Here is a 24,711-nt window from a genome sequence, read left to right on the forward strand (position 1 = left end):
GGGCTCCTCGATCGCGGGCGGAGCATCGAGGATAACCGGCGTGTCTAGTCCGCGAGGACCTCCTGGACCGCCATGAGCGTCGGGACCGTGTCGGGCTGCGCGACCCACTCCGGTTGCCTCGGCGGGGATGCCACGAGGGTCCCCCGCGCGGCCACGTCGCGGCCTTCGAGGGAGTCGAGCTCCTCGGCCGGGCGGGCGCCCAGTTCGACGAAACCGCCGTCGGGGAACACGATCTGCGCCACCCGGTTCGAGGTCAGCGTCGTGCCGTCGGCGAGGGTCGTGGTGAGCCGGTGGCGGCCCATGTCGAGGACGGCGTAGCGGCCCCGGACGGTGACCTCGCGGCCGTCGAAGGCGGCGATGTCGGAGGTGCGGGCGACGTCGGTCATGGGGTCGGCTCCACTTCGAAGCTGCTGGCCCGCGTCCCGTGGGTACCGGAGCCGAGATGCTGGTCGTGGAAGGTCTGGCCCTTCTTGACCGTCCCGTACATCTCGAAGTTCCAGTCCTGGTTGGCCACCGCCGGGTCGCCCACGGCGTAGTTCTCCAGGGTCACGTTGTCGGAGCCGTCCTTGAGGATCACGCCCGCCCAGTGGAAGTTCCACCGCCGGTGACCGGGGACGACACCGGAGCCGGGCATGTTGTACTCGGTGTTCATCGTGTAGCCGCCCCCGACGTCGGGGTTGGCGCCGGAGTTGATGTGCGCCCACTTGTCGAGGTGCCGCTGCACGTACTCGGGCAGGGCCGCGTACTGGGCGCGCGCCTCGTCGGCGGTCGCCGGGTACTTCAAGACCCGCGGGTTGCCCGTGTAGTGGACGTTGACCGTCAGGTAGGACTTGTCCTTGGCGGCGTCGAGGAACTTCCGCATCATCTTCGGGTAGATCTCATCGGAGTAGGTGGCCGGGTTGTAGGCCGCCGACGTCGTGCCCCCACGCCAGCGCGCGTGCGGCGCCTTCCCGCTCTTGGTGCCCATCACCACCCGCGAGGACTTCCCGCAGTCGGCCCACAGGCTCATCAGGTTCGTCGAACCCGAGGGATTGAGGGTGTCCAGCTTGTCGTTCCCGGTGTCACCGGCGTGGTGGTGGTAGGCCGGTGTGACCTTCCCGTAGGTCTTGCCGTTGGTGTAGGCCTTGATGCCGGTGATGCCCAGGCCGATGTGGGAGGCGTCGGGCCGCTGGAGCGCGACGTTGGCGCTGTTCACGAGCGCCTCGGTGGCGTAGAGCTCGTGATCGCCCTTCTTGTAGACGTCCCGGTTCTCCGACAGGCGCCCGCCGCCGGTGACCGGGATGTAGGTCTGCACGACCGGCCGCGGCCCGGCGTGCCGCGCGAGGATCGCGCCGACGGCGGCGTTGCCCGCCCGGCGCTGCAGGGCCAGCGCCCCGCCGGCGTTGAGGACGCCGAGGCGTCCGTCGGGGGCGACACGGTAGGCGGGCGCGTCCTCGCGGCGGGGCCGGTGGACGTGCGCGACCGTTTCGGCCAGTGGCTGCTCGGCGTGACCGTGTCGCGTCATGCCGTCCACGCTAGCCGCCCGTCGGGCCGGTCGCCTTGCCCGCGAAGGGTTCCGGGCCCGATGGAGGCGGTGAGTGCGCAGGTCGGGGGCGGTCGTTTCCCGAAAGGGCAGATTGGCCCGGGACGGGCCGGCGTACGCGTCGGCGATGTCGCGCAGGGCCTCGGCGCTGTCGGCGTCGGCGGGGTAGTAGGACTCGATCGAGATCTCGTCGAGGGTGATGTCCTGCGCGGTCCCGAAGGTGGTGACGGTGGAGAAGAGCCTGACCTCGCGTCCCTGGAAGCGGAAGATCATGGGCGTGGCGACCTCGACCGCGGGGGCCGGGACCGGTGCGTCGGCTTCGGGTTCGGCGAAGAACTCCGCGTAGAGGGCGGCGAGCACCGGGTCGCCGGTCCTGGCGGCCTGCCGGGACAGGCGGGCGCGGAACAGCGCGCGGACCTCGGCGAGGTTGACGATCCGGGAGCCGAGCCCGTGCGGGGAGAGCCCGAGCCGCACCATGTTGACCGGCGCGACGAGGAGGCCGGGGTCGGCGTCGGCGAAGAAGAACGCGACCGGGGCGTTGTGCATCACGATGTTCCAGTGGCCGTCGACGACGAGCGCGGGATAGGGCTCGTGCGCGCGCAGGATCCTCCCGACGGCCTCGCGGACGGCGGCCATGTCCGGCCCGTCCAGGGGCCGCTGCCGGTAGCGGGGCGCGAACCCGGCGGCGACGAGCAGCCGGTTGCGGTCCCGCAGCGGAACGTCGAGGTGGGCGGCGAGCCGCAGCACCATCTCCGCGCTCGGCCGTGACCTGCCGGTCTCGACGAGACTGACGTGGCGCGCCGACACGTCGGCGGCGATCGCGAGGTCGAGCTGGCTCAGCCGCCGCTCGTGCCGCCACCGGCGCAACAGGCCGCCCACCGTCTCCACGGCGTCGACCCTAACCGCCGGGGCGGGCGCGGTCCATGAACTCCGAGTTCATCGACAGACCGCCGTCGCGCTGTGACACTTCCCAGCCATGACCGAAGATCACAAGAACCTCGTCCGCACGTGCCTGGAGCTCTACGGCAAGGGCGACCTCGACGCCGTGGCGCCCCTCATGCGCGACGACTACACCGACCACGGACTCCCGTTCCGGACGCGAACGAAGGCGGAGTGGCTCGACGCGGCGGCGAAACTGCCCTTGACCCGGCTGCGGATCGACATCCGCCTCCTCGTCGCCGAAGGCGACCTCGTCACGATGTTCTCGCGGCGGTGGCTGCCCGGCGGCGGGCTCGACATCGCCGTCGCCGACGTCTTCCGCGTCCAGGACGGCCTGATCGCCGAGCGCTGGGAGGTCGTCGAAGCGGTCGGGGCCGACACGCCCGATCCCCTGGCCTCGCTGTGAACCGGCGGGCCGGTGCCGTCATGGCACCGGCCCGCCGGCTAGCGGTCGGCCACCGAGCAGGAGTTGGCGAGGTCGCCGCCGGCCTGACGCGGCACCGTCCCGTCGGCGGGCGGCCGCAACCTCCACGTGGCCCAGTCGTCGAGGCGTTCGAAGGCGTCGCGGTAGCAGGGCAGGATAGGGCGCAGCAGGTCCGGATGGGCGTCGTAGAGGCCGTCGACGTGCGTCCCGTCGGCGATCACGTAGTAGCGGTGTAGGAAGGACCGGTGCTGCCCGGCGATGAGGTCGCGGTAGACGTCGGAGTCGGTGGGCGCCGGCAGCAGCGTGTCCAGGGTGCCGTGCAGGGTGATCAGCGGCCGCCCGATCCGGCCGGTGAGCTCGATCCTGGCGACGGCCTCGCGCACGGCGGCGGGCCGGGCGAAGTAGTCGTAGTCGGCGTCGCAGGCCGGTGTGCCGCTGCGGCAGAAGGGCGTGCCCGCCTCGGTGGCACCGTCGAAGCCGGGGTCGAGTTCTTCGCGGTAGATGCGCTGGGTCAGATCCCAGTAGTAGGTGTAGTGGTAGCCCCACAGGGGTTCCGAGCCCGGAGCGAAGCCCGCGCCGAGGAGTACCTCGCGTGCCTCGACGCTGCCCGCCTGGTAGTCGGGGTAGGCGCGCAGCGCGGTCGGGAGGTAGGTCAGCAGGTTGGGGCCTTCGGCGCGGAAGAGCGTGCCCTCCCAGTCGACGCCGCCGTCGTAGAGGTACGCGCGGTTCTCCAGCTGCCAGCGGGTGAGGTAGCCGCCGTTGGAGATCCCGGTCATGTAGGTGCGCAGCGGCGGCAGGCCGTACTTCTGCCGCACGACGCGCTTGGCCGCGATCGTCAGCTGCGTGACCCGGTCGTTCCATTCGACGATGGCGTCACCGGGCTCGGTCCCGTCGCGGTAGAAGGCCGCGCCGGTGTTGCCCTTGTCGGTCGCGGCGAAGGCGTAGCCCTGGGCGACGGCCCAGTCGGAGATGGTCGCGTCGAGCGCGTACTGGCGGCGCACGCCCGGCGCGCCGGTGACGATGAGCCGGCCGTTCCACCGGTCGGGCAGGCGCAGCACGAACTGGGCGTCGTGGTTCCAGCCGTTGTTGGCGTTCGTCGAGGAGGTGTCGGGGAAGTACCCGTCGACCTGGACACCGGGCACGCCGCTCGGGTTGACCGTCAGCGTCGAGCTCAGACCGGCCCAGTCGGCGGGAACGGTGTGTCCACTCGCGACGGTTCCGGCGGTGGTGAGGTCGTCGAGGCAGCTCGCGCGCTGGGTCTCGGCGCCGGGGACGTCGACGGAGCGCATGCGGGCGCAGTGCCCGCCCTCGGCCCGCGCCGGCAGGGCGAGGCCGGACAGGGCCAGGGCCACGATGGCGAGGCCGGCGCACAGGTGCTTGAGGCGTCTCATGGGCCGATCGTGGCGGCCCGGCGCCGGGCGGACCAGGTGACCGCGGCCCATAGTGGGCCGCCCGGATGTGTCCGGGCGGCCCACCGTCGGCTCAGGGCAGCTCGACCGTCACGTGCGGGGCGAGGGCCCGCAGGAAGTCGGCGGCGTCGAACATGGTGCCCGCCGACGCGATGCCCGCCGCCGTGGTGTTCCCGGCGAGGATCCGCTCGACGGCCTCGACCACGAGGGGCGCGGTGACGGCGTAGATGTCCTGCCCGGAGGCGGTCGCGCGCCGTTCGGCGCCGTCCTTGCGGACGCGGACGTCGACGACGAAGGTCTGGTCGGAGCGGCCCGACGCGTCGGCGGCCTCCGGTGCCGGGGTGTCGGCGTCGGCGAGGTCACCGGCGGCCGAGACGGTCATGTACGTGCGGACCTCGGCGACGTCGAGGTGGGTGGGGACGGTGACCACGTCGGCCATGCTGAACTCGGCGAGGACCTCGCGCGTGCCGGTCGGCTCCGGGAAGTCCCAGTCCTGGCGGGTGAGGTCGTCGTCGTGGTGCTGGAGGGCGCCGCCGGTGAAGCGCAGCCGCCGCCCGCCCCGGCGCTCGTGGGAGACCTTCCCGGCCTCGCGGGTACCGGCGGTGGGGCGCCAGCTGCTCAGGCCGTAGGCGACGTGGACCTCGTCGGCGGAGGTCCACTCCCCCATGGCGGCGGTCGCGAGGAGGTCGCCGAGGCCGCCGTAGAAGGCCATCGCGGGCAGGATCGCGGTGCCGGTGTGGCCCGCGTGGTCGGCGAACATCTGGAGGTTCGCCTCGATCTCGGCGGCGACGTCGAGATAGGGGATCCCGGCCCGCAGAGCGGCCTCGACGAGCGGGCCGGCGGTGATCGCGAAGGGACCGGCGGCGTTGATGACGGCGTCCGCGCCGACCAGGGCCCGGTCGAGGGCCTCGGCGTCGTCGACGGTGGCGGGGCGGACGGCGACGTCGCCCCACTCGGCGGCGAGCTTGTCCAGCCCGGCGGCGTCGCGGCCGGAGGCGATGGCGGTGATGCCGCGCCGGCGCAGTTCGGCGACGATGAAGCGGCCGGTGTGCCCGGTGGCGCCGTAGACCGCCACCGCGGGAGTTGTGCTCATGTTTCCCCGATCTCGATGTGTTGATCTCCAGTCTGCGGGCTCCGGGAGCACAACGTCGTAGTCCGGAACGACAACGTGCGTACACTTTCGGACATGCCTACCGTCGCCTTCCTCGCCGCCGGTGACCTGCTGCACTTCGAACTGGGCGTCGCCTACGAGGTCTTCGGCAACCCGCCCCTCGACGTCGACGGCTGGTACGACGTCGTCCTCTGCGGCCCCCGGCCGGTACGGATCGGGCCGTTCACCGTCGAACCCGACGACGGACTCGACCGCCTCGCACGCGCCGACACCGTGATCGTCCCCGCCTGCGCCGACGTCGACGCACCCCCACCGCGCGAGGCCGTCGACGCCGTCCGCGCCGCCCACGAAGCGGGCGCGCGCATCGCCTCGCTGTGCACCGGCGCCTTCCTCCTCGGCGAGGCGGGCCTCCTCGACGGAAGACGCGCCACCACCCACTGGGCACACGCCGCCGACCTCGCCGCGCGCCACCCGCACGCCATCGTCGACCCCGACGTCCTCTACACCGACAACGGCAGCGTCCTCACCGCCGCCGGAAAGGCCGCCGCCGTCGACCTGTGCCTGCACCTGATCAACCTCGACCACGGCGCCGCCGTGGCCAACACCGTCGCCCGCCGCCTCGTCGTACCACCCCACCGCTCCGGCGGACAGGCACAGTTCGTCGCCACACCCGTCCAGACCACCGGCGAGCACGGACTCGCCGACCTGCTCACCTGGACGCGCCAGCGCCTCGACCGGCCCCTGACGGTCACCGACCTGGCCCGCCGGGCCAACGTCAGCCCCCGCCACCTCGGCCGGCGGTTCCGCTCGGTCACCGGGAGCACGCCCCTGCAATGGCTGCTGACCGAACGGATCCGCCGCGCGCAGGAACTGCTGGAGACCACCGACGAGAGCGTCGTCGCCGTGGCCGTCGCCACCGGCATGGGCACCGCGACGACCCTGCGGCGCCAGTTCAAGCGCATCGTCGGCGTCCCGCCCGACGCCTACCGACGCGCCTTCCGCTCCACCGCCTGACGCCCACTCAAGAAACGGTCAAGATCGGCCACCAGCGTGCGTGCCACGCTGGCGCCACCACCCGCCCACCACCCCGGAAGCGAGCCATGACCGAACAACGCCGACTCGGCGGCGTCCTCGCGCTGCGCGAGACCTGGTGCCGACCCGACGAGAAGATCCTCTGGTGCTGCGACGGCGCCAAACCCCGCTTCGACGTGCCGGGCGTCAACCCCGACGGCAGCACCGGGAAAGGGCAGAAGCGCCTCGAAACCGCCTTCGCCGTAGCCGACCTCCTCTCCGGCGAACCCGACTCCGACACCGGCGTGCCGACACCGAAGGTGATCGCCTCCGGCACGAGCGCGAACACCGAGGCGCCCCGGCTCGCCTACGCCGCGGCCGCCGAACCGGGCCTGTGGGTACTCACCACGCAGCGCTTCGCCTACGTGGCACCGGTTCCCGACCCCACTCCCCCACCGGCACCTCAGCAGCGGGGACTGCTGGGAAAGCTGCGCTCCCAGGCCGAGAACGTCCGCTCCTTCGTCAGCGGCGGGCCCGCTTACGTCCCCGGCGAGCCGGTTCCGGTGCGGGCACAGCGAAGCGTCTTCGAACTCCACAGTGGACAGGTCACCGCGACCGGCCCGTCGGTCTGGAAGCGCCCGAGGTTCCACGACCTCGAACCGGTCTTCGACTCCTTCGTCTTCGCCGACCGGTCCATGCTCTCGTTCTTCGCCGGTCCCGGTGAAGGCCGGATCCAAGGCGCACGGCAGACCACCCGGCTGATGCCCCTCAGCGAGGAGAAGTGATGAGCACCCGGCGCATCGAGCTCGACCCGCAACTGGCGTGGTGCCGCCCGGGGGAACGCCTGCTCACCCGCGCCAAACCCACCGGACACATCGGCTCCAGCGTCGCCGGCGAGGTGACCGCACCGCACGAACCGCGAAGCGCCACACCACAACCCGTCGACCCGGCCCCACCGCTGCCACTGCCGACGGCATCGGTCGCCGAAGGACGCTTCCACGACGACGAATGGGTCCACGACCCGACCCTGTGGGGCTGGGTCCACGCCGAGTCCCCCGACCGGCTCGCCGTTCGCCTCGCCGACCCGCTCACCGCCGGACGCGGCGAGGTGACGCTGCTGTTGAGCACGCGGCGCATCGCGGTCGCGCGCACACATCAGCCCTTCACGGTCTGGTTCGAAGCCGACGTCCGGCACGTGACCGCCGTACGCCCCTTCGGGCTCCTCGGCGGCGGCGGACAGCGCGAGTTCCTGCGCGCCGACTTCGCCGACCGCTCGGTGCTGCTGTGGCAGGTGAACCGGGTCCGCAAAGAGGCCAGGGACGTCCGGACCGCACTCGGGCTCTGACTTCAGCGCTCGGTCATCACGAGACTCCGGTGCGTCTTGTGTTACCGCCACGTTTCCGTACTATGTGGACAATGATCCGAGTCATCGGCGCGGGCCTGCCGCGCACCGGAACGACCACCCTGAAAGCCGCACTGGGTTCCCTGCTCGGGGGCCGATGCCATCACATGACGGAGGTCTTCGAACATCCCGAGAGCATGGCCGGGTGGCAGGCCGCCCTCGACGGCGACACCGGCCGACTTCCCGAACTGCTCACCGGCTACGTCGCCGCCGTCGACTGGCCGTCGTCGGCGTTCTGGCCCGAACTCGCCGAGCTCCACCCGGAGGCCCCGATCCTGCTCTCGCTGCGCGACGACGGGCCGACCTGGTGGGGCAGCATGGACGCGACGGTCATCGAGTACGCCCATCGCCGGCGCGCCGGAGGCGACGAGTTCCTCGCCATGGCCATGAGCCTGTGGGGCAAGGTCTTCGGCGAGACGCTCGACGACGACCCGGTTCGCGGTGCCGCCGCCTACGACGAGTACGTCGCGCATGTGCGCGCCACCGCGCCGAAAGAGCGGCTTGTCGAGTGGAACGCCAAGGACGGCTGGGAGCCGCTGTGCTCCGCGCTCGGGGTGGCGGTGCCGGATGAGCCCTTGCCGCACCTCAACCCGCGCGAGGACTGGGTCAAGGCCGACGCGGAGGCCGAGTCGCAGGGTTAGCCGCCGAACAGTCGGCGGAACCATCCGCCTTTGTTGGTGCCGGGCTCGTTCGGGTGCCCGGCGCACCACTGGTCGGCGGGGACGGCGGCCTTGACCTGGTCGACGTGCTGGCCGCAGCCCGCCCAGGTCGTCTTGCCGCAGGTCTTGCAGCCGGTGGGACGGCACATGCGCGTTGCTCCTGTGGGTAGGTCGGTGGTGGATCAGGCCGCGGACTCGCCGGCTTCCAGCGCGTCGGCGAACTCACAGAACGCACTGTAGGCGCGGGCGCCGTGGATGGTGGCGGGGCCGCCGTGCATGAGGAAGGTGACGCCGATCGCCTCGGCGGCCTCCTGCCGCGTGGCCCCGGCGCGGGCCGCGGCCTGCGCGTGCGAGGCGATGCAGCCGTCGCAGCCCTCGACGACGCCGATGGCCACGGCGATCAGCTCCTTGGTCTTGCGCTCCAGCGCGCCGTCGGCGAAGGCCGCCTGGGACAGCGCCCCGAAACCCCGGTAGACCTCGGGAATCGCCCGGCGCAGGTCCCGGTGCAGTGGGGAGAGGTCGCGCAGGACGGCTCCGCCGTGGTGGTCGTGCCGGCCGGCGGCCGTCTTCGTCGCCTCCGACATGCGAAGGTCTCCTTTCGGGTCATCCCCCTGGGGGGATATCGAACGTTAACACATCCCCCCGGGGGGATGTAGGATCGGCACACACCCCGACGTTCGCGACCCGATCTGGAGAACGCATGCAGCTGCCCGCCGAGGACATGAAGGCCGTCATCACCCGCATGAAACGGGCGCACGGACACCTCGCCACCGTCATCCGCATGATGGAGGAGGGCGCCGAGTGCGAGGACGTGCTGACACAGCTCGCGGCCGTGAACAAGGCGCTGAGCCGCGGGGGGTACACCCTCGTCGCGACCGGCCTCCAGCACTGCCTGGCCAACGGCGGGCTCGACGGGGTCGACGCCAAGCGGATGGAGAAGTTGTTCCTGGCGCTGGCTTAGCGGTGGAGCGACGCCGGTGCCGTGATTCGGGCGGCGGAACAGAACACGCAGAGCGGATGCCGTTGTGAGTCGGGGTGCCGGATCACCGCCCCGCCCGCCCCCGAACCTCCACCGCCCCACCCCCGTCCCCTCTACACTCCCCCAGTGAGCTCCACCCCGCCGCACCTTCCCACGCCCGCCGCCCTGCTCCGCCTCGCCGCCGACCAGGGTCCGCCCATCGACGGTGCCGCCGGCGAGCTCTTCCCGCCGCGGGTCACCGCGACGGGCACGATGCGGCGGCTCCTCGCCGAGGCCCTGCGGCAGTTCGCGGCGCGTGGCTTCCACGCCGTCTCGGTGCGGGATCTGGCGGGCGCGGTCGGCATCCATCCGAGCACGGTCTACGCCCACGTCAAGTCCAAAGAGGACCTCCTCGCCGAGCTCATCCGGCACGGCCACGACGAGCACCTCGAACGTCTCACCCTCGCTCTCGAAGCGGTTGGTGAGGATCCGCTCGACCGGCTGTCGGCGCTTGTCGGCGCCCACGTGCGTCTGCACGCCGAATACCCGCTCCTCGCCCGTGTCTGCAGTCGCGAGCTGGAGGCCCTGACCGGCGACAGGCGTCGCCAGGCCTACGCGATGCGCGTGCGCGCCGAGGAGTTCTTCCTCGACGTCGTCGTCCGCGGCCAGCGCGCCGGGCTGTTCCGCGACTGCGAACCACTGCTCGCGGTCACCGCGCTGGGCTCGATGGGCATCCGCGTCGCCGAGTGGTGGCGGCCGGAGTTCGGCGTCGGCGTCGACCAGCTCGTCGACACCTACACCGCCTTCGCGCGGCGGATGCTCGCCTGAGGCCTTGACACCTTCCTCGTAACGCCATCACAATGGTCGCGTAACCAAACGATCGTTCGTATGGGAGTGTCCATGGCCATCACCCTCGACCAGGCCGCGCGCGGCCGCGTCACCGCCGACGGCGCCGACCTCGCCTTCGGCCACTGGCCCGGGCGCGGCCCGGCCGTCGTCGCGCTGCACGGACTGACCGCCTCCCACGTCAACTTCGCCGGCATCGCCGACCGGCTCGCCGGGCGGCGCCCCCTGCTCGCCTTCGACCTGCGCGGACGCGGCCGCTCCGACAAACACGGCCCCTTCGGCATGGCCCAGCACGCCAAGGACGTCGCCGCCGCGATGGCCTCCTTCGGTCTCGGCGAGAGCGTCGTCGTCGGGCACTCCATGGGCGCCTACGTCGCGGTCGCCCTCGCCGCGATGTACCCGCAGCGCGTCAGCGGCCTCGTCCTCATCGACGGCGGGGTCCCGGTTCCCGCGCCGCCCGTCCCGGTGGAGCAGCTCCTCGCGCCCCAGCTGGCGCGCCTGGACCAGATCTACCCCGACGTCGAGTCCTATCTGGACTTCTGGCGCGCGCTTCCGGTGCTGCCGAAGGAAAGCTGGGAGGGCCCGGGCCGCGCATGGATCGAGGCGTACCTGCGCTACGACCTCGGCGGCGAACCCCCGGCCCTGCGGCCACGCGCGTCGGCCGAGGCCGTCGCCGCCGACCTCGCCGACAGCCTCGACCCGCAGGTCCTGTCCGAGCGCCTCGCCGGGCTGACGGTGCCGGTCCTGCTGCTACGCGCCGAACACGGCTTCCTGCCCGGCCATCCCGGGCTCATCGCCGACCCGAGCCCGGCCGCCGGGCTCGTCGCGAACTTCACCGACCGGCTCCTGCCCGGCACGACGCACTACACGATCGCCATGGACGACCCCGGCGCCACGACCGTCGCCGAGGCCGTGCTGGCCTTCGCCGACGCGTGCGACCGCTTAAAGGAGCGGGCATGATCCTCAACATCTGGGCCGTCTTCGACCACGCCGCCCGCCACCACCGCGAAGTCGAGATCGTCACCGGCCTCCCCGACGGCGGCGTCCACCGCCACACCTACGGCGACTTCTGCGACCGCTCCGAACGGCTCATGTCCGCATTGGACGGTCTCGGCCTCGCCGAGGACGCCGTCGTCGGCACGCTCGCCTGGAACTCCTACCGCCACCTTGAGGCCTACTTCGCCGTGCCCGCGACGGGTCGCGTGCTGCACACCCTCAACCTGCGGCTCGCCCCGGCCGAACTGGCGCGCGTCATCGAGCACGGCGGCGACGAGGCGATCCTCGTCGACGCCGAACTGGTCCCGCTGCTGCTCGCCGCCCGCGAGGCCGGCGGCCTGGGGCGGGTGCGGCACGTGATCGTGTACGGAGACACCGAGGCCGACCTGCCCGGTCTCACCGACTACGAGGGCCTCATCGCCGCGCACGAACCCGGATACCCGCGCAGGCAGTGGGACGAGAACCGTCCACTGGGGATCTGCCACACCTCCGGCACGACCGGCAACCCGAAAGGCGCGGTCTACACACACCGCTCCACCGTGCTGCACGCCTTCGGCGTGGCCTCCGGCTCGGGGCTCGGTCTGGGACCCGGCGACTGCGGTCTCCCCGTGGTGCCGATGTTCCACGGCAACGCCTGGGGAATGCCGTACGCCGCGACGATGGTCGGCGCCAAACAGGTCTACCTCGCCGGTCCGCTCACCCCCGCCCGCCTCGCCGAGCTCATGCTCCGCGAGGAGGTCACCGTCTCGGCGGGCGTACCGACGGTCTGGCTCGACTTCGCCGAACACCTCAGCGCCACCGGCCTGCGGCTGCCCGCCCTGCGGCACGTCATCTGCGGCGGAGCTCAGCCACCGAGGTCCCTTGTGGACAGATATCGCGCGGAGTTCGGCATCCCGCTCGTCCAGGCGTGGGGCATGACCGAGACCTCGCCACTGGGCAGCGTCGCCTGGCCCAAACACCACATGCGGCACTGGGACCACCAACGCGTCCTCGACGAAGTCGGCTCCCAGGCCGGGCTCGCCTCCCCCGGCGTCGCGGTGTCCATAAGGGACGACGACGGCGCCGAGATCCCCTGGGACGGCGAGACCATGGGCGCGCTGCACGTCCGCGGCCTGTGGGTCGTCGACGGCTACCTCCACGGCGAAGGCGCCGGGCAGTTCACCGACGGCTGGTTCGCCACCGGCGACGTCGCCGTCGGCAGCCCCTACGGCTACATCCGCATCGCCGACCGCACCAAGGATCTGATCAAGTCGGGCGGCGAGTGGATCTCCTCGGTGGACATGGAGGCCGCCCTCATGGGCCACCCCGACGTCGCCGAGGCCGCGGTCGTCGCCGTCCCCGACCCGCGCTGGCAGGAACGGCCGCTGGCCTGCGTCGTCCCGGCGCCCGGCCGCGCGCCCGAACTCGACAGCCTGCGGGAACACCTGCTGGGCCACGGTTTCGCGCGCTGGCAACTGCCCGAGCGGATGGAACTGCTGACCGCGATCCCCCGCACCGGCGTCGGCAAGTTCGACAAGAAGACCCTGCGCGCGTCCCTCGAAGAGAAAGGACCCCCGAGATGATCAAAAGACTGCTCACCTTCGCGGCGGCATTAGCCACGCTGCTCACCACCGTCGCCGCCCCGGCACAGGCGGCGGAAGGCCGCTACTTCTACGGCGCCTACGCCAACCTCGCCGGAATCCGCGACTACCACGGCTACGTCCCGTCGACCTACCGTCCCGGCACGCCGATGCCGCTCCTGGTCGCCCTGCACGGCTGCACCGAGAACAGCTTCGGCTTCGACCTGCTCACCGGCTTCAGCGCACTGGCCGAACAGCGCGGCTTCATCGTCGTGTTCCCCGACCAGAGCACACTCGCCAACCCCGCCCAGTGCTGGAATTGGACGCTGCCGACCAACCGGCACCGCGGCCTCGGCGAGCCCTCCATCATCGCCGGGATCACCCGGAAGGTCCGCTCGCAGTACACCGTCGACACCGCCCGCACCTACGTCACCGGCATCTCGGCCGGCGCGGTGATGTCGGGCATCATGGGCGCCACCTACCCCGACGTCTACGCCGCCGTCGCGATGGGCGCCGGCTGCGAGTACCAATGTGACGTCCTCGGCGGCACCGACCCCGACGCACAGGGCCTCGCCGCCTACCGCGAGATGGGCTCGCGCGCACGCCCGGTACCGGTACTGGTGTTCCAGGGCACCGCCGACCCGGTCGTGCCGCCGTCGACGGCCGGGCGCGTGATCGCGCAGTGGGCACAGACCGACGACCTCGCCGTCGACGGCCGCGACGACGGCGACGTGGACGACGTCGCCGAGTCCGTCGCACACCGCACGGCACCGGGAGGCCGCACCTACACCCACTCCGTCTACGGCGGGCCTGGCACGGGTTCGATGCTGGAGCTGTACATGATCGACGGCGCCGGGCACTCCTACCCGGGCGGCTGCTCCTGCAGCCTGTACGGCGACCCCGCCGGTCCCGACGCCAGCGGCATCACCTGGGACTTCTTCCTGGCTCACCCGCGCGGGTGAGATGAACACCCGCGCCATCACGGCCGGGTGAACTTCGAGGTCTACCGCGGTGAGCTGGTCGCCCACTGCTACCGGATGCCCGGCGCGATCCACGAGGCCGAGGACCTGACCCAGGACACCATGCTGCGCGCCTGGAAGGCCCGCGACCGCTACGACGCCACGCGTGCGCCGGTCCGCACCTGGCTCCACCGGATCGCCACGAACGGCTGCCTGACCGCACTCGAAGGCCGGGCGCGCCGGCCCCTCCCCTCGGGGATCGGCGCGCCTTCGGCCGACGTGGCGGTCCGACGCGAGAAACGCGACGTCGTCGTCACCGGCAGCCTGAGCGTCGTGCACGCCCTGACGGCGGCCGACCTCGTCGACGAATACCGCCTGCTGACCTTCCCGACCGTCCTCGGCACCGGCGAGCGCCTGTTCCCCGCCGGGAGTCCCCCGGTGCACCTGGAGACACTGTCGGCCGAGCACGTGGGCGCGGCGGTCCTCACGACCTACGGTCGGGGCACACCGGGCGCGTGACCGTGCCCCCGGGCAACGGCCCGCTACCAGACGGCCGCGCCGCCGCCTACGATGGCGCGATGTCGCTCGCTCCACGCTGGACACGGCCGCTCCGGATCCGCTTGCCGATGGTCGTGATGGCCGCCTGCTTCGCGGGCGCGGCCTACGCGATCCGCGCGGTGTGGGACGGGCCCGTCGGGCAGTACTCGGGCGCCGCCTTGTCCGGGGCCATCGTCTACACGATCGTGGTCTTCGTCCGGCCGCCGGTCTCCCCGCTGCTCGCCGGTGGCGTCGCGATCGCGTACTGCTGGTGCACCGAGTTCGCGCAGCTCACCCCCGTACCCGCGATGATCTCCGAGCACAGCTGGTTCGCCCGCCAGCTGCTGGGCTCTCAGTTCGACCTCACCGACGTCGTCTGGTACCCCCTCGGCGTCGTCCCGCTGGTGGCCGCGCATCTGTTCCTTCGTGCTCGCGCACGTTCGTCAGAGGAATCGGTGCCCACCGAGGCGCGGGCCGATCACCGGATCGGGCGCGCCTCACGCGGCGGATAGATCCCCGCCTGGCGCTCGGCGCGCATCCGGCCGGTGCGCGCCACGTCGATGCCGACCCGCTGCTGCGTCCCGTCGACGGTGCCACCACCGGCCAGCACGCCGATGAGCATCGCCGGGAGCAGGATGGTCCGCACCAGCATCGCCCAGGGGCCCTTGGCACCGATCCGCTCGCCGTCGGCGATCCGCACCAGGCGCGTGCCGGTCACGACACCGCCGAGCGCGCGGCCACCGCGATAGAACAGGCCGCCGTAGAGCAGCGGCACCCCGATGAGCAGACCGCCCATGATCCCGATGACGACACCACCACCGACGTCGTCGGAGCTGAGCACTCCCGCCAGCGCCACGAACCCGGCGAGGAAACCGAACACGAACACCACGAAGTCGATCAGCCAGGCGAAGAACCCGGCCCACGCCCCCGCCGCGATGTAGGGCGTGCCGTTGCCGAAGGTCTCGATCTTCCGTGGGGCCATGGCCGACAGGCTAGCGGGCGATCTCCACGAATTGTTCCCGCGCCGACCCCGGGTTCACCCACCGGGCACCGCCCGGCATCGGGAAGGATGACGGCATGGCCAAGACGATCGTCATCACCGGCGCGAGCGACGGCATCGGCGCGGCCGCCGCGAGGCGGCTGCACCGCGACGGGCACCGCGTCGTCGTGGTCGGCCGCTCACCCGAGAAGACCGCCGCCGTCGCCACCGAACTCGGCACCGACGCACACCTCGCCGACTTCGCCCGCCTCGACGACGTCCGCGCCCTCGCCACCGCGCTCGACGAGGCGTACCCCCGCATCGACGTGCTCGCCAACAACGCCGGCGGCATCTTCGGCGACCCCACCAAGACCGTCGACGGCCACGAGAAGACCTTCCAGGTCAACCACCTGGCACCGTTCCTGCTGACGAACCTGTTGCTGGACAAGCTGATCGCCGCACGCGCCACGGTGCTCCAGACCTCCAGCGTCGCCGCCCGCGCCTTCGGCCGCCTCGACCTCGACGACCTCGAACACGACCGCGACTTCACCCCCGAACGCGCCTACGGCACCGCCAAACTCGCCAACATCCTCTTCACCCGCGAACTCCACCGCCGCTTCGGCGAACAGGGCCTCGCCGCCGCCGCGTTCCACCCCGGCGTCGTCGCCACCGGCTTCGCCTCGGAGTCGACGAGCCCGATGCGCCACTTCTACCGCAGCCCCATCGGCCGCGCCTTCATGACCGGCTCCGAACGCGGCGCCGACCAGCTCGTCTGGCTCGCCGAAAGCACCCCCGGCACCGACTGGACCCCCGGCGCCTACTACGAGAAACGCCGCCCGGCCAAACGCGTCAACCCCCAGGCACTCGACGACGCGCTCGCCACCGCCCTGTGGGACCGCTCCGCCGCGCTCCTCACCTGAAAACACCCGAAACGGACTTGCCCGTCATGCGGTACGGAACTAGCATCCGCCGGGTGGATCTCTTCTCGCGCTCGTGGACCGCGCTGCTCACGGCGGTCGCCGAGACCAAGGACGACGACTTCGGACGCCCCTCGGGCTGCACGGGCTGGCTCGTGCGCGACCTCGCGTGCCACCTGGTGATCGACGCCCAGGACGTGCTGATCACCCTCGTCACCCCCGCCGAAGGCCCCCCGACCGTCGACGCGGCCTCCTACTGGAAGGTCAGCGCCGAACCCCCCAGCGGCGACGACCCCCTCGCCGCACTCATCCCCCGCCTCGCCGCCGCCTACGGCGAACCCCGATGGCTCAAGTTCCACCTCGACGACCTCGGCACGGCCGCCGGACGCGCCGCCGCGCTCGCCGACCGGACCGCGCTGGTCGGCACCCAGGACGAGGTCGTGAGCGTCGACGACTACCTGTCGGCCTACGTCCTCGAATGGACACTCCACCACCTCGACCTCAACGCCCACCTCGACGCGGCGGCCCCACCGCCCGCCGAGACCCTCGCGGCGACCCGTGCGCTGCTGGAACGCATCGCCGGGGCGGCGTTCCCGGCGTCGATGAGCGACACCGACGCGCTGCTGGTCGGCACCGGCCGCCGCCCCGCCGGCGTCGAGGAACACCACGCCCTCGGCGAACTCGCCGAGAAACTGCCCCTGTACCTGGGCTGAGTCCGGTCACCCCACCGCCGCGCGCGCTCCCTCCGCGTCGCCGGCCGCCAGCGCCGCCGCGGCCGCCGCACGGCACTCCGCGAACGTCCGCGCGGCCAGGGCCTCCCGTACGGCCGGGATGGCCCGCGCCGACATCGAAAGGCTGTCGATCCCCAGCCCGGCCAGCACCACGGCCAGGGCCGGATCGGCGGCCGCCTCCCCGCAGACGCCGACGGGCTTGCCCGTCTCGGCCCCGGCCCGCGCGCACATGGCCAGCAGATCGAGCAGCGCGGGCTGCCAGGGGTCGAGGAGCTCGGCGAGTTCGGCGCACTGGCGGTCGGCGGCGAGGGTGTACTGGCTGAGGTCGTTGGTGCCGACGCTGATGAAGTCGACGACCTCCAGGATCGGCCGGGCGCGCAGGGCGGCGGCCGGAATCTCGACCATCACCCCGGCCTTGGCGATTCCCGCCGCGCGGCACCGGGCGACGAATCCGGCGGCTTCGGCGACGGTGGCGACCATCGGCGCCATCACCGCGACATCGGCCCCGGCGGCGCTCGCGGCGGTCGCGATCGCGTCGAGCTGGACGCGCAGGATCTCCGGGTGGCGGCGGGCGACGCGCAGGCCGCGCACCCCGAGGGCGGGATTGGGTTCACCATCGGCGAAGAGGAACGGGAGGGGCTTGTCGGCGCCCGCGTCGAGGGTGCGGACGACGACCTTGCGGCCCGGCATGGCCCGGAACACCCTGGTGTAGGCCTCGACCTGCTCGTCGAAGCCGGGCGCCTCGGTGCGGTCGAGGTAGCGCAGTTCGGTGCGGAACAGGCCGATGCCCTCCGCGCCGTCGAGATGGTCTTCGGCCGAACCGACGTTGGCCAGCAACGCCACGGGATGACCGTCGGACGTGCGGCCGGGTCCGCTCGTGGCCGACAGTCGTGCGCGACGGGCGGTCTCCTCCGCGCGGATCCCGGCGACGGTGCCCTCGTCGACGCCGGTCTCGACCAGCCCGCGTGTGCCGTCGACGGTGACCAGCGTGCCGTCGGGGATGTCGAGCGCTCCGGCGCAGCCGACGACGGCGGGCAGCCCGAGTGCCCGGGCGAGGATCGCGGTGTGGCTGGTCGGTCCGCCTTCAGCCGTGACCAGCGCGAGCACCTGCCCGGTGTCGAGCCCGGCGGTGTCGGCGGGCGAGAGGTCGGCGGCGACCAGCACGAACGGGCGGCCCGGCGCGGGAATCCCGGGCATGGCCAGCCCGAGACAGGCCGCGACGGCACGATCGCGCAGGTCGTCGAGGTCGGCGGCACGCTCGGCCAGGTAACCGCCCGCGGCCTCGAAGGCGGCACGGTGGACGGCGAGGGCCTCGGTGATCGCGTGCGGGGCGTCGGTCCCGGCGCCCACCCGGGCGGCGACGTCCTCGCCGAGCATCGCGTCCTCGGCCATCATGACCTGCGCGTCGAGGATGTCGGCGGCGACCGTGCCCGCCACCGCGGCGGCCCGTGCGCCGAGGTCGTCGGCGACGGTCTTCAGCGCGCCCAGTGCCCTCGCCGTCTCGGCGTCCACATCGGACACCGAGACGGCGGGGGGAAGCGCCGGGCGAGCGGCGATCCGGTGGGCCGGGCCCGCCGCCAGGCCGGGGCCCGCGGCGATCCCGCGCAGTGGCTCAGTCATGGCCGGACGTGGCGTCGAGGTCGGTGCCGAGCAGCGCGGCCAGGGCGTCGAGGGCCTCCTCGGCGCCTTCGCCCTCGGCGGCGATCGTCACCTCGGCGCCGTGCCCCGCACTGAGGGCGAGCACGTGCAGCATGCTGCCGGCCGGGACCGGGGCCTTGCCCCCGGCCTGAATGGTCACCGCGACCGGTTGTGCTTTGGCCGCCTTGACGAACAGGGCGGCGGGACGGGCGTGGAGGCCGCTCGCGGAGGCGACGGCGACGGTTCGAGACGGCATCATGGCTCCTCGGTCAGGGTTCGATCGTCACCTTGATCGCCTCGCCGCGCGCGACGAGGTCGAAGGCCTCGACCGCGGCCGACAGGGGCAGGCGGTGGGTGATCAGGTCGCTCACGGGGACGGCTCCGCCGGCGATCAGGGCCAGCGCCTCGGCGTTGTTCGCCGGGCTCGATCCGTTGGCGCCGACGATGGTCAGTTCGCGGTAGTGCACGAGGTTGGAGTCGCAGGCGATGATCGGGGCGTCCTTCGGCAGGCCGCCGAAGAAGCTGATCCGGCCCCGCCGCGCGGCCATCGCGATCGCCTGCTCCTGGGCACCACCCGAGGCGGCGGCGGTGATGACGACGTCGGCACCGCGTTCCTCGGTCAGTTTCAGGACGGCCTCGACGGCGTCGGTGTCCCCGCCGTGGACGGTGGCGTCGGGCCGGACGAGGGCCGCGGCCATCTCCAGGCGTTCGGCGTTGATGTCGACGAGGAACACCCGCCGCGCACCACGGGCCTTGGCCAGCCGGACGTGCAGGCAGCCGATCGGGCCCGAACCCATCACGACGACGTCGTCGCCGTCACCGACGCGGGCGAGGTTCTGGCCGTTGATGACGCAGGCGAGGGGTTCGGCGACGGAGGCCTCGGCGAAGCCGAGCCCGTCGGGGATCCGGTTGAGGCCGCCGACGGCGAGGACCTTGGCGGGGACCACCATGTACTCGGCGAAGCCGCCGTCGTAGTGGTAGCCCATCGACTCCTGCTTCGGGCAGACCGACATGCGGCCGCGCCGGCATTCCCCGCACTGTCCACAGGGGATGGCCGCGATGACCTGGACGCGGTCGCCGGGGGCCCACCCGCCGACCCCGTCGCCGAGTCCGGCGACCTCACCGGCGACCTCGTGGCCCATCACCCGCGGCGGGACGATGTGGTGGTGCCCGAAGCGGGAGATCTTGACGTCGGTCCCGCAGGTCGAGCAGTCGCGGACCCGGATGAGCACCTCGCCGGGCCCCGGTACGGGCTCGGGCGCGTCCTCGATCCGGACATCGCCTGGCGCGTGGAAACGGACCACCTTCATCTATTCCTCCTCGTCCGGCGTGAGCAGCCGGCGCACGTCGTCGGGTTCGGTCGCCGCGCGCAACAGGCGGGCGCGTTCGGGGTCGAGCAGGACCAGGGCGAGCTCGCCGAGCAGGGCGACGTGTCCGTCGCCGCGGGCGGCGATGGCCACGCAGACGGTGACGCGCTCGCCGTCCCAGTCGACGCCGTCGGGGAAGCGGAGCACGGCCAGGGCGTCGCGCTCGATGTCCTCTTTGGAGGTGAGCGTGCCGTGCGGGATGGCGACGCCTTCTCCGACATAGGTGGAGACGGAGCGTTCGCGGGCCAGCATGGCGTCCACATAGGATGGTTTGGCGGCGCCGATCGCGACGAGCGCCTCGCCGCAGCGGCGGACGGCGTCGTCACGGTCGGCGGCGGTCTCGGCGAGCCGGATGGCGCGGTCGTCGAGGAGGCCGGTCAGGGCGTCATTCACCGACATCACTTCCGGTCTGGATGGCGCTGACGAGCCGCGCCACGGCCGGGTCGCCGATGAACAGCTGGATCGAGACGATGACGGTGTCGGGGGCGACGCCGCGGACGCGGTCGGCGAGTCCCTGGTGGGTGACGATCACGTCGGCCTCGACGGGGATCTCGGCGACGGCGGCGTGCACGACGGTGACGCCGTTCTTCTTGAGCTGACGGCGGAGCTGACCGGCCAGCATGACGCTGCTGCCCATGCCGGCGTCGCAGGCGACGACGAGCGTCTTGATCGCCGATCCGTTGATGGTGGTCATGTCCTTGCCTTTCGGCTTTCGGCGGGGACGGTGCCCCGCGGGGCGGGTACGGCGGTGGTGGCTTCCGCTTCCTCTTGTTCGGCCCGTTTCTCGCCGCGACCGAAGCCCAGCAGGACCGAGGAGGCGGCGAAGCTCACGGCGGCGGAGATGACGATCCCCAGGATCACGCCGAACCAGTCGCCTTTGGGCGTGACCGCCATCCAGGCGAAGATGCTGCCCGGCGCGGGTGTGGCGACGAGTCCGACGCCGGTGACCATGAAGGTCGCGACACCGGCGGCGCCGCCGAGGATCGCCGCGAGGATCAGCCGCGGCTTCATCAGCACGTAGGGGAAGTAGATCTCGTGGATGCCGCCGAGGAACTGGATCGTGGCGGCGGCGGGGATGCTCGGGCGCAGGGCGCGCGGCCCGAAGAACATGAAGGCCAGCAGCAGGCCCAGACCGGGTCCGGGGTTGGACTCGATCATGAACAGGATCGAGCTGCCGGTGTCGGCGGCCTCGGCGGCGCCGAGGGGGCCGAGCACGCCGTGGTTGATGGCGTTGTTGAGGAAAAGGACCTTCGCCGGTTCGACCAGGACCGAGGAGGCGGGCAGGAGGTTGTGCGTGACCAGCCAGCTCACCGCGTCACCGGCGGCGTCGGTGACCACCCGGAACACCGGGCCGATGACCCAGGCGCCGAGCACCGCCATCCCGGCGCCGAGGATCCCGGCGGAGAAGTTGTCGATGAGCATCTCGAAACCGGGCTTGATCCGGTCTTCGAGGAGACCGTCGAAGAGTTTGAGCAGGTAGGCGGCGAGCGGGCCGATGACCATTGCGGCGAGGAACATCGGCTGTTCGGCGCCGACCACGACGCCGACGGTGGCCACCGCGCCGACCACGGCACCGCGCTGCCCGTGGACCATCCGGCCGCCGGTGTAGCCGATGAGCAGGGGCAGCAGGAACTTGATCATCGGGCCGACGAGTTCGCCGAAGTGCTCGTTGGGGATCCAGCCGGTCGGGATGAACAGCGCGGTGATCAGGCCCCAGGCGATGAAGGCGCCGATGTTGGGCATGACCATGCCCGCCAGGTAACCGCCGACGCGCTGGACGGAGGCCTTTAAACCGGTGCCGGTGACCTGTGGTGTGTAGTCGCTCATTGCTGTCTCCCTCAGGGACGATCCGGGGCTGCGGCCGCCGGAGTGTTCGGGGGCCGGACACCGTCCGGCAGGTGGTGGACGCGCACCAGGTCCCGGCGCAGGTCGGCCGGTCCGGGCATGCGGCTGCCCGGCAGGCTGACCGCCGCCGCGGCCCAGGCGAGGGCCTCGGCGAACGCGTCGGCGCCCGCGGCTCCGGCGGCGAGGAACCCGGCGAGAAGGGCGTCGCCGGCCCCGACGGAGCTGCGGGGGACGGGCACGTCGGCCTCGCCGGCGAGCACGCCGTCGGCTCCGACGAGCAGGGCGCCGTCGGCGCCGAGACTGGCCAGGACCGTGCCCGCGCCGAGCGCGCGCAGTTCCCGGGCCGCCGCGACGACCTCGGCCGTCGTGGCCGGGACCCGGCCGACGGCTTCGGCGAGTTCCTCCCGGTTGGGTTTGAGGAGATCCGCGCCGGCCTCGGCGGCGGCGCGCAGGGCCGGGCCGCTGGTGTCGACGGCCAGGCGCACGCCGGAGTCGACCACCCGGCGGCACAGGCCCGCGAACGCGCTGACCGGCAGGCCGGGGGGCACGCTTCCGCAGATGACGACCCAGGTGGCGTCGACGGCGGCGGTCAGGGCCCGGGTCGTGATGAGTTCGAACTCGGCGGGCGACAGGCTCGGACCCGGTTCGTTGATCTTGGTGACGGTGCCGTCGGGTTCGGCGAGGGTGATGTTGGAGCGGGTGCGCCCGACGATCGGGACCGAGCGCACGTCGACGCCCTCGTCACGCAGCAGCCGCATGATCTGCGCGCCCTCGTCCCCGCCGCAGGGCAGGACCGCGGGGGCCGAGACCCCGTTGGCCAGCAGTGCCCGGGACACGTTGACGCCCTTGCCGCCGGGATCGAGGTGCGCCGAGGCGGCGCGGATGACCTCACCGCGGACGAGGCGCTCGACGTCGACGGCCCGGTCGAGGCTGGGATTGAGCGTCACGGTGACGATCACGCGCGCACCACCCGCACGCCGTTGGCCTCGATGTCCTCGGCGAGGCCGGTGTCGAGACCGGTGTCGGTGATGAGCGTGTCCACTTCGGCCAGCGCGCCGAAGCGGGCCAGGTAGTCGTTGCCGATCTTGGTGTGGTCGGCGAGCACGACGCAGCGGCGGGCCGCGCGGATCATCGCGCGCTTCACCGCCGCCTCGGCGGGGTCGGGTGTGGTCAGGCCGCGCTCCACCGAGCAGCCGTTCGTGCCGAGGAAGGCCACGTCGACGTACATGTCGGCCAGGGGCCGCAGTGCCCAGTCGTCGACGGTCGCCAGGGTCTTGCCGCGCAGGCGCCCGCCGAGGAGCAGGACGTTGAGGTTGGGGCGGGTGCCCAGGAGCGTGGCGATCACCGGGGAGTTGACCACGACGGTGAGCTCGCGGTCGGCCGGCAGCGCGTGCGCCAGCCGCGAGGTGGTCGTCCCGGCGTCGAGGATGACGGCGCCGTCCGCGGGGACCTCGGCGAGGGCCGCCTTGGCGATGCGCTCCTTCTCCTCGGTGAGGACGGTGTCGCGGGTGGCCAGGGCGGGCTCGAAACCGAGTCTCTCCACCGGGATCGCCCCACCGTGGACCCGGCGCAGCACGCCGGCGCGTTCCAGCGTCGTCAAGTCCCGCCGGATCGTCTCCGCGGTCACGTCGAGGGTTTCGGCGAGACCGGCCACCTCCACGCGCCCGCCGGCGCGCGCGATGCGGACGATCTCCTGTTGCCGTTCCTCAGCGTACATGTGGTTTCACCGCCGTTTCGTTTTGTATCTCTTCTGTTTACGCCCGAGCTTGGGCGAAGTCAAGAGCGGATTCCTTGCCACAGAAGCATTTCCGGAGGCACCATCACGCAACCCGGGCGCGGCGAACAGACAGAAACGGGCATCGCCTCCACGCTCCGGCGGGGTGCCGGCTCGCGAAGGCGATGCGGTGACTGTCAAAGGGGCCCGATGCGGCGGCCCGCGACGCGGTGGGACGTCAGGCGCGCTCGCGCACGACCTCGGCGAACCTGCCGACGACGCTCCGCCAGACCGGCGTCGCCAGCGGCTCGTCGGCGACCGCGGCCTCGTACACGGCGGCCTTGTCGAGACCCTGCGCCCGCAGCTTCTCCGCGTCCCACGACAGCAGCGAGTCCGGGGCGACCTCGGGGTGGAACTGCGTTCCCCACGCCACCTCACCGACCCGGAAGGCCTGGAACGGGCAGATGTCGGTCTCGGCCAGCCAGGCGGCGCCCTCGGGAAGCCTGGTCACCGCGTCGATGTGATGCTCGATCGCCGTGACGACGGGGGGAAGCCCGCCGAACAGGCGGTCGTCCTCGGCTTCGGCGCGGACCCGGATCGGGACGCTGCCGGTCTCGGGCGCGCCGACGTCGGCCTCGACCACTCCCCCGGCGACGTGCGCCAGCAGCTGCCCGCCAAGGCAGATCCCCAGCATCGGCGTGCCCTCGTCGAGGGCCCTGCGCACGATCGCGCGCGTCGCGGCCAGCCACGGCGCCCGCGCGTCGTCGTCGGGCATGAATCCGCCACCGAGCACGAGCACCGCGTCGTGAACGGCCGTCTCCGACGGAGCCCGCTCGGGCCCATGGACCAGGTCGAGCCGCAGACCCGCCTCGACGAGCCACTCGCCGACACGGCGGGGCCCACCGCCCTCATGGTTCTGGACGACGAGGACACGCGGCTCGATCATGCCGACACGCTACGCCTCCCGCGCACGGCACGGCTCGCGGGAATCGTGCCCTTCGACGTGACACTCCGGGCGTGGAGTACCCGCCCCGAAACAAAGTTGACCTTCCGGCCGTTGTCCACGAGAGTCGTAGCCGGTCCCGGCCACCGTCGAAGGGAGTGGGCCCTTGCTCGTCTGAAGTCTTGAGGCACCCGGCGCCCCACCGGCGTCCCGTGCGCGACTTCGAACGAGCCCCGCCCTCCCGA

The 24,711-nt window shown here is 72.3% G+C and carries 30 protein-coding genes; 14 read left to right on the forward strand and 16 right to left on the reverse strand.

Going from position 1 to position 24,711, the window contains the following annotated elements:
- Positions 1-44: 44 nt before the first annotated feature.
- Both HNR73_RS32535 and HNR73_RS41020 read right to left on the reverse strand, forming a co-directional pair.
- Entirely contained in the window at positions 45-386 is a 342-nt protein-coding gene (locus HNR73_RS32535) for a hypothetical protein (RefSeq protein ID WP_184791534.1), read from the reverse strand.
- A complete protein-coding gene (locus HNR73_RS41020; protein WP_203686535.1) occupies positions 383-2,410 on the reverse strand; it encodes a helix-turn-helix domain-containing protein in 2,028 nt (675 codons plus the stop codon). The genes HNR73_RS32535 and HNR73_RS41020 overlap by 4 nt, the downstream gene beginning before the upstream one ends.
- An 88-nt stretch (positions 2,411-2,498) precedes the next feature.
- Here HNR73_RS41020 and HNR73_RS32545 point away from each other — a divergent pair, with 88 nt between their 5' ends.
- The gene (locus HNR73_RS32545) at positions 2,499-2,867 is read left to right on the forward strand and encodes a nuclear transport factor 2 family protein (RefSeq protein ID WP_184791535.1); all 369 of its coding nucleotides are present in this window, start codon (positions 2,499-2,501) and stop codon (positions 2,865-2,867) included.
- 38 nt (positions 2,868-2,905) lie between these two features.
- On the opposite strand, the gene HNR73_RS32550 is transcribed toward HNR73_RS32545, so the two are convergent.
- Both HNR73_RS32550 and HNR73_RS32555 read right to left on the reverse strand, forming a co-directional pair.
- Entirely contained in the window at positions 2,906-4,276 is a 1,371-nt protein-coding gene (locus HNR73_RS32550; protein ID WP_184791536.1) for a tannase/feruloyl esterase family alpha/beta hydrolase, read from the reverse strand.
- 91 nt (positions 4,277-4,367) lie between these two features.
- Complete coding sequence (locus tag HNR73_RS32555) at positions 4,368-5,387, reverse strand: saccharopine dehydrogenase family protein (protein ID WP_184791537.1); 1,020 nt, start codon at positions 5,385-5,387, stop codon at positions 4,368-4,370.
- Positions 5,388-5,480: 93 nt separating this feature from the next.
- Between HNR73_RS32555 and HNR73_RS32560 the strand changes: the two genes are divergently transcribed.
- The 4 genes from HNR73_RS32560 (at position 5,481) to HNR73_RS32575 (ending at position 8,459) form a co-directional block, all read left to right on the forward strand.
- Positions 5,481-6,419 carry a helix-turn-helix domain-containing protein gene (locus HNR73_RS32560; protein ID WP_184791538.1) on the forward strand — a complete coding sequence of 313 codons (939 nt, stop codon included), beginning with the start codon at positions 5,481-5,483 and terminating at the stop codon, positions 6,417-6,419.
- 86 nt (positions 6,420-6,505) lie between these two features.
- Complete coding sequence (locus tag HNR73_RS32565; RefSeq protein WP_184791539.1) at positions 6,506-7,201, forward strand: hypothetical protein; 696 nt, start codon at positions 6,506-6,508, stop codon at positions 7,199-7,201.
- Positions 7,201-7,761, forward strand: a complete 561-nt coding sequence (locus HNR73_RS32570; protein ID WP_184791540.1) for a hypothetical protein — start codon at positions 7,201-7,203, stop codon at positions 7,759-7,761. Before HNR73_RS32565 ends, HNR73_RS32570 begins: the two co-directional genes overlap by 1 nt.
- 71 nt (positions 7,762-7,832) lie before the next feature.
- Complete coding sequence (locus HNR73_RS32575) at positions 7,833-8,459, forward strand: sulfotransferase family protein (protein ID WP_184791541.1); 627 nt, start codon at positions 7,833-7,835, stop codon at positions 8,457-8,459.
- On the opposite strand, the gene HNR73_RS32580 is transcribed toward HNR73_RS32575, so the two are convergent.
- The gene (locus HNR73_RS32580; RefSeq protein WP_184791542.1) at positions 8,456-8,626 is read right to left on the reverse strand and encodes a DUF8730 family Cys-rich protein; all 171 of its coding nucleotides are present in this window, start codon (positions 8,624-8,626) and stop codon (positions 8,456-8,458) included. The two genes, HNR73_RS32575 and HNR73_RS32580, sit on opposite strands and share 4 nt — an antisense overlap.
- A gap of 33 nt (positions 8,627-8,659) precedes the next feature.
- Positions 8,660-9,061: a carboxymuconolactone decarboxylase family protein gene (locus HNR73_RS32585; protein ID WP_184791543.1), complete on the reverse strand. Its 402-nt coding sequence runs from the start codon at positions 9,059-9,061 to the stop codon at positions 8,660-8,662.
- Positions 9,062-9,177: 116 nt separating this feature from the next.
- On the opposite strand from HNR73_RS32585, the gene HNR73_RS32590 reads away from it, so the two are divergent.
- The 7 genes from HNR73_RS32590 (at position 9,178) to HNR73_RS32620 (ending at position 14,844) form a co-directional block, all read left to right on the forward strand.
- Positions 9,178-9,438 carry a metal-sensitive transcriptional regulator gene (locus HNR73_RS32590; RefSeq protein ID WP_184791544.1) on the forward strand — a complete coding sequence of 87 codons (261 nt, stop codon included), beginning with the start codon at positions 9,178-9,180 and terminating at the stop codon, positions 9,436-9,438.
- Positions 9,439-9,582: 144 nt separating this feature from the next.
- Positions 9,583-10,263, forward strand: a complete 681-nt coding sequence (locus HNR73_RS32595) for a TetR/AcrR family transcriptional regulator (protein WP_184791546.1) — start codon at positions 9,583-9,585, stop codon at positions 10,261-10,263.
- A gap of 72 nt (positions 10,264-10,335) precedes the next feature.
- Positions 10,336-11,241: an alpha/beta fold hydrolase gene (locus HNR73_RS32600; RefSeq protein ID WP_184791561.1), complete on the forward strand. Its 906-nt coding sequence runs from the start codon at positions 10,336-10,338 to the stop codon at positions 11,239-11,241.
- Positions 11,238-12,839, forward strand: a complete 1,602-nt coding sequence (locus HNR73_RS32605; RefSeq protein WP_184791563.1) for a long-chain-fatty-acid--CoA ligase — start codon at positions 11,238-11,240, stop codon at positions 12,837-12,839. Before HNR73_RS32600 ends, HNR73_RS32605 begins: the two co-directional genes overlap by 4 nt.
- Positions 12,836-13,798, forward strand: coding sequence for an extracellular catalytic domain type 1 short-chain-length polyhydroxyalkanoate depolymerase (locus HNR73_RS32610; RefSeq protein ID WP_184791565.1), 963 nt, complete (start codon positions 12,836-12,838; stop codon positions 13,796-13,798). Before HNR73_RS32605 ends, HNR73_RS32610 begins: the two co-directional genes overlap by 4 nt.
- A 27-nt stretch (positions 13,799-13,825) precedes the next feature.
- Positions 13,826-14,314 (forward strand): sigma factor, encoded by a 489-nt coding sequence (locus HNR73_RS32615; RefSeq protein ID WP_184791567.1) that lies wholly within the window; start codon positions 13,826-13,828, stop codon positions 14,312-14,314.
- A gap of 59 nt (positions 14,315-14,373) precedes the next feature.
- The gene (locus HNR73_RS32620; protein WP_184791569.1) at positions 14,374-14,844 is read left to right on the forward strand and encodes a ribosomal maturation YjgA family protein; all 471 of its coding nucleotides are present in this window, start codon (positions 14,374-14,376) and stop codon (positions 14,842-14,844) included.
- Here HNR73_RS32620 and HNR73_RS32625 read toward each other — a convergent pair.
- Positions 14,811-15,314, reverse strand: coding sequence for an RDD family protein (locus HNR73_RS32625; RefSeq protein WP_184791571.1), 504 nt, complete (start codon positions 15,312-15,314; stop codon positions 14,811-14,813). The two genes, HNR73_RS32620 and HNR73_RS32625, sit on opposite strands and share 34 nt — an antisense overlap.
- Before the next feature lie 107 nt (positions 15,315-15,421).
- Between HNR73_RS32625 and HNR73_RS32630 the strand changes: the two genes are divergently transcribed.
- Entirely contained in the window at positions 15,422-16,231 is an 810-nt protein-coding gene (locus HNR73_RS32630; protein WP_203686555.1) for an SDR family NAD(P)-dependent oxidoreductase, read from the forward strand.
- A 53-nt stretch (positions 16,232-16,284) separates the two neighbouring features.
- A complete protein-coding gene (locus HNR73_RS32635) occupies positions 16,285-16,941 on the forward strand; it encodes a maleylpyruvate isomerase N-terminal domain-containing protein (RefSeq protein WP_184791575.1) in 657 nt (218 codons plus the stop codon).
- A 6-nt stretch (positions 16,942-16,947) separates the two neighbouring features.
- Here HNR73_RS32635 and ptsP read toward each other — a convergent pair whose 3' ends face one another.
- The 9 genes from ptsP to HNR73_RS32680 form a co-directional block, all read right to left on the reverse strand.
- Entirely contained in the window at positions 16,948-18,579 is a 1,632-nt protein-coding gene (ptsP, locus tag HNR73_RS32640; protein ID WP_184791577.1) for a phosphoenolpyruvate--protein phosphotransferase, read from the reverse strand.
- Positions 18,572-18,853 (reverse strand): HPr family phosphocarrier protein, encoded by a 282-nt coding sequence (locus HNR73_RS32645; RefSeq protein ID WP_184791579.1) that lies wholly within the window; start codon positions 18,851-18,853, stop codon positions 18,572-18,574. Before HNR73_RS32645 ends, ptsP begins: the two co-directional genes overlap by 8 nt.
- Before the next feature lie 13 nt (positions 18,854-18,866).
- Positions 18,867-19,907: a zinc-dependent dehydrogenase gene (locus HNR73_RS32650; RefSeq protein ID WP_184791581.1), complete on the reverse strand. Its 1,041-nt coding sequence runs from the start codon at positions 19,905-19,907 to the stop codon at positions 18,867-18,869.
- On the reverse strand, positions 19,908-20,363 hold the full coding sequence (locus tag HNR73_RS32655; protein ID WP_221331245.1) for a PTS mannitol transporter subunit IIA: 456 nt from the start codon (positions 20,361-20,363) through the stop codon (positions 19,908-19,910). It lies immediately after the preceding gene.
- The gene (locus HNR73_RS32660; protein WP_184791583.1) at positions 20,350-20,658 is read right to left on the reverse strand and encodes a PTS sugar transporter subunit IIBC family protein; all 309 of its coding nucleotides are present in this window, start codon (positions 20,656-20,658) and stop codon (positions 20,350-20,352) included. Before HNR73_RS32660 ends, HNR73_RS32655 begins: the two co-directional genes overlap by 14 nt.
- Entirely contained in the window at positions 20,655-21,791 is a 1,137-nt protein-coding gene (gene mtlA / locus HNR73_RS32665; protein WP_184791585.1) for a mannitol-specific PTS transporter subunit IIC, read from the reverse strand. The genes HNR73_RS32660 and mtlA overlap by 4 nt, the downstream gene beginning before the upstream one ends.
- 11 nt (positions 21,792-21,802) lie before the next feature.
- Entirely contained in the window at positions 21,803-22,768 is a 966-nt protein-coding gene (pfkB, locus tag HNR73_RS32670; RefSeq protein WP_184791587.1) for a 1-phosphofructokinase, read from the reverse strand.
- Positions 22,765-23,526, reverse strand: a complete 762-nt coding sequence (locus HNR73_RS32675) for a DeoR/GlpR family DNA-binding transcription regulator (protein WP_184791589.1) — start codon at positions 23,524-23,526, stop codon at positions 22,765-22,767. The genes pfkB and HNR73_RS32675 overlap by 4 nt, the downstream gene beginning before the upstream one ends.
- Before the next feature lie 235 nt (positions 23,527-23,761).
- Positions 23,762-24,469, reverse strand: coding sequence for a type 1 glutamine amidotransferase (locus HNR73_RS32680; RefSeq protein WP_184791591.1), 708 nt, complete (start codon positions 24,467-24,469; stop codon positions 23,762-23,764).
- Between the last annotated feature and the right edge of the window lie 242 nt (positions 24,470-24,711).

The sequence above is a fragment of the Phytomonospora endophytica genome, assembly GCF_014202425.1.
GTDB lineage: Bacteria > Actinomycetota > Actinomycetes > Mycobacteriales > Micromonosporaceae > Phytomonospora > Phytomonospora endophytica.

What these genes read in the sequence shown, in the direction of transcription:
- HNR73_RS32660 (WP_184791583.1), bottom strand. Translation starts at nt 20,658, where the DNA reads ATGACCACCATCAACGGATCGGCGATCAAGACGCTCGTCGTCGCCTGC.
- HNR73_RS32580 (WP_184791542.1), bottom strand. Translation starts at nt 8,626, where the DNA reads ATGTGCCGTCCCACCGGCTGCAAGACCTGCGGCAAGACGACCTGGGCG.
- HNR73_RS32560 (WP_184791538.1), top strand. Translation starts at nt 5,481, where the DNA reads ATGCCTACCGTCGCCTTCCTCGCCGCCGGTGACCTGCTGCACTTCGAA.
- HNR73_RS32550 (WP_184791536.1), bottom strand. Translation starts at nt 4,276, where the DNA reads ATGAGACGCCTCAAGCACCTGTGCGCCGGCCTCGCCATCGTGGCCCTG.
- HNR73_RS32680 (WP_184791591.1), bottom strand. Translation starts at nt 24,469, where the DNA reads ATGATCGAGCCGCGTGTCCTCGTCGTCCAGAACCATGAGGGCGGTGGG.
- HNR73_RS32645 (WP_184791579.1), bottom strand. Translation starts at nt 18,853, where the DNA reads ATGCCGTCTCGAACCGTCGCCGTCGCCTCCGCGAGCGGCCTCCACGCC.
- HNR73_RS32675 (WP_184791589.1), bottom strand. Translation starts at nt 23,526, where the DNA reads ATGTACGCTGAGGAACGGCAACAGGAGATCGTCCGCATCGCGCGCGCC.
- HNR73_RS32585 (WP_184791543.1), bottom strand. Translation starts at nt 9,061, where the DNA reads ATGTCGGAGGCGACGAAGACGGCCGCCGGCCGGCACGACCACCACGGC.
- HNR73_RS32570 (WP_184791540.1), top strand. Translation starts at nt 7,201, where the DNA reads ATGAGCACCCGGCGCATCGAGCTCGACCCGCAACTGGCGTGGTGCCGC.
- HNR73_RS32535 (WP_184791534.1), bottom strand. Translation starts at nt 386, where the DNA reads ATGACCGACGTCGCCCGCACCTCCGACATCGCCGCCTTCGACGGCCGC.
- HNR73_RS32600 (WP_184791561.1), top strand. Translation starts at nt 10,336, where the DNA reads ATGGCCATCACCCTCGACCAGGCCGCGCGCGGCCGCGTCACCGCCGAC.
- HNR73_RS32555 (WP_184791537.1), bottom strand. Translation starts at nt 5,387, where the DNA reads ATGAGCACAACTCCCGCGGTGGCGGTCTACGGCGCCACCGGGCACACC.
- HNR73_RS32565 (WP_184791539.1), top strand. Translation starts at nt 6,506, where the DNA reads ATGACCGAACAACGCCGACTCGGCGGCGTCCTCGCGCTGCGCGAGACC.
- mtlA (WP_184791585.1), bottom strand. Translation starts at nt 21,791, where the DNA reads ATGAGCGACTACACACCACAGGTCACCGGCACCGGTTTAAAGGCCTCC.
- ptsP (WP_184791577.1), bottom strand. Translation starts at nt 18,579, where the DNA reads ATGACTGAGCCACTGCGCGGGATCGCCGCGGGCCCCGGCCTGGCGGCG.
- HNR73_RS32655 (WP_221331245.1), bottom strand. Translation starts at nt 20,363, where the DNA reads ATGTCGGTGAATGACGCCCTGACCGGCCTCCTCGACGACCGCGCCATC.
- HNR73_RS32620 (WP_184791569.1), top strand. Translation starts at nt 14,374, where the DNA reads ATGTCGCTCGCTCCACGCTGGACACGGCCGCTCCGGATCCGCTTGCCG.
- HNR73_RS32545 (WP_184791535.1), top strand. Translation starts at nt 2,499, where the DNA reads ATGACCGAAGATCACAAGAACCTCGTCCGCACGTGCCTGGAGCTCTAC.
- HNR73_RS32650 (WP_184791581.1), bottom strand. Translation starts at nt 19,907, where the DNA reads ATGAAGGTGGTCCGTTTCCACGCGCCAGGCGATGTCCGGATCGAGGAC.
- HNR73_RS32625 (WP_184791571.1), bottom strand. Translation starts at nt 15,314, where the DNA reads ATGGCCCCACGGAAGATCGAGACCTTCGGCAACGGCACGCCCTACATC.
- HNR73_RS32590 (WP_184791544.1), top strand. Translation starts at nt 9,178, where the DNA reads ATGCAGCTGCCCGCCGAGGACATGAAGGCCGTCATCACCCGCATGAAA.
- HNR73_RS32575 (WP_184791541.1), top strand. Translation starts at nt 7,833, where the DNA reads ATGATCCGAGTCATCGGCGCGGGCCTGCCGCGCACCGGAACGACCACC.
- HNR73_RS32605 (WP_184791563.1), top strand. Translation starts at nt 11,238, where the DNA reads ATGATCCTCAACATCTGGGCCGTCTTCGACCACGCCGCCCGCCACCAC.
- HNR73_RS32610 (WP_184791565.1), top strand. Translation starts at nt 12,836, where the DNA reads ATGATCAAAAGACTGCTCACCTTCGCGGCGGCATTAGCCACGCTGCTC.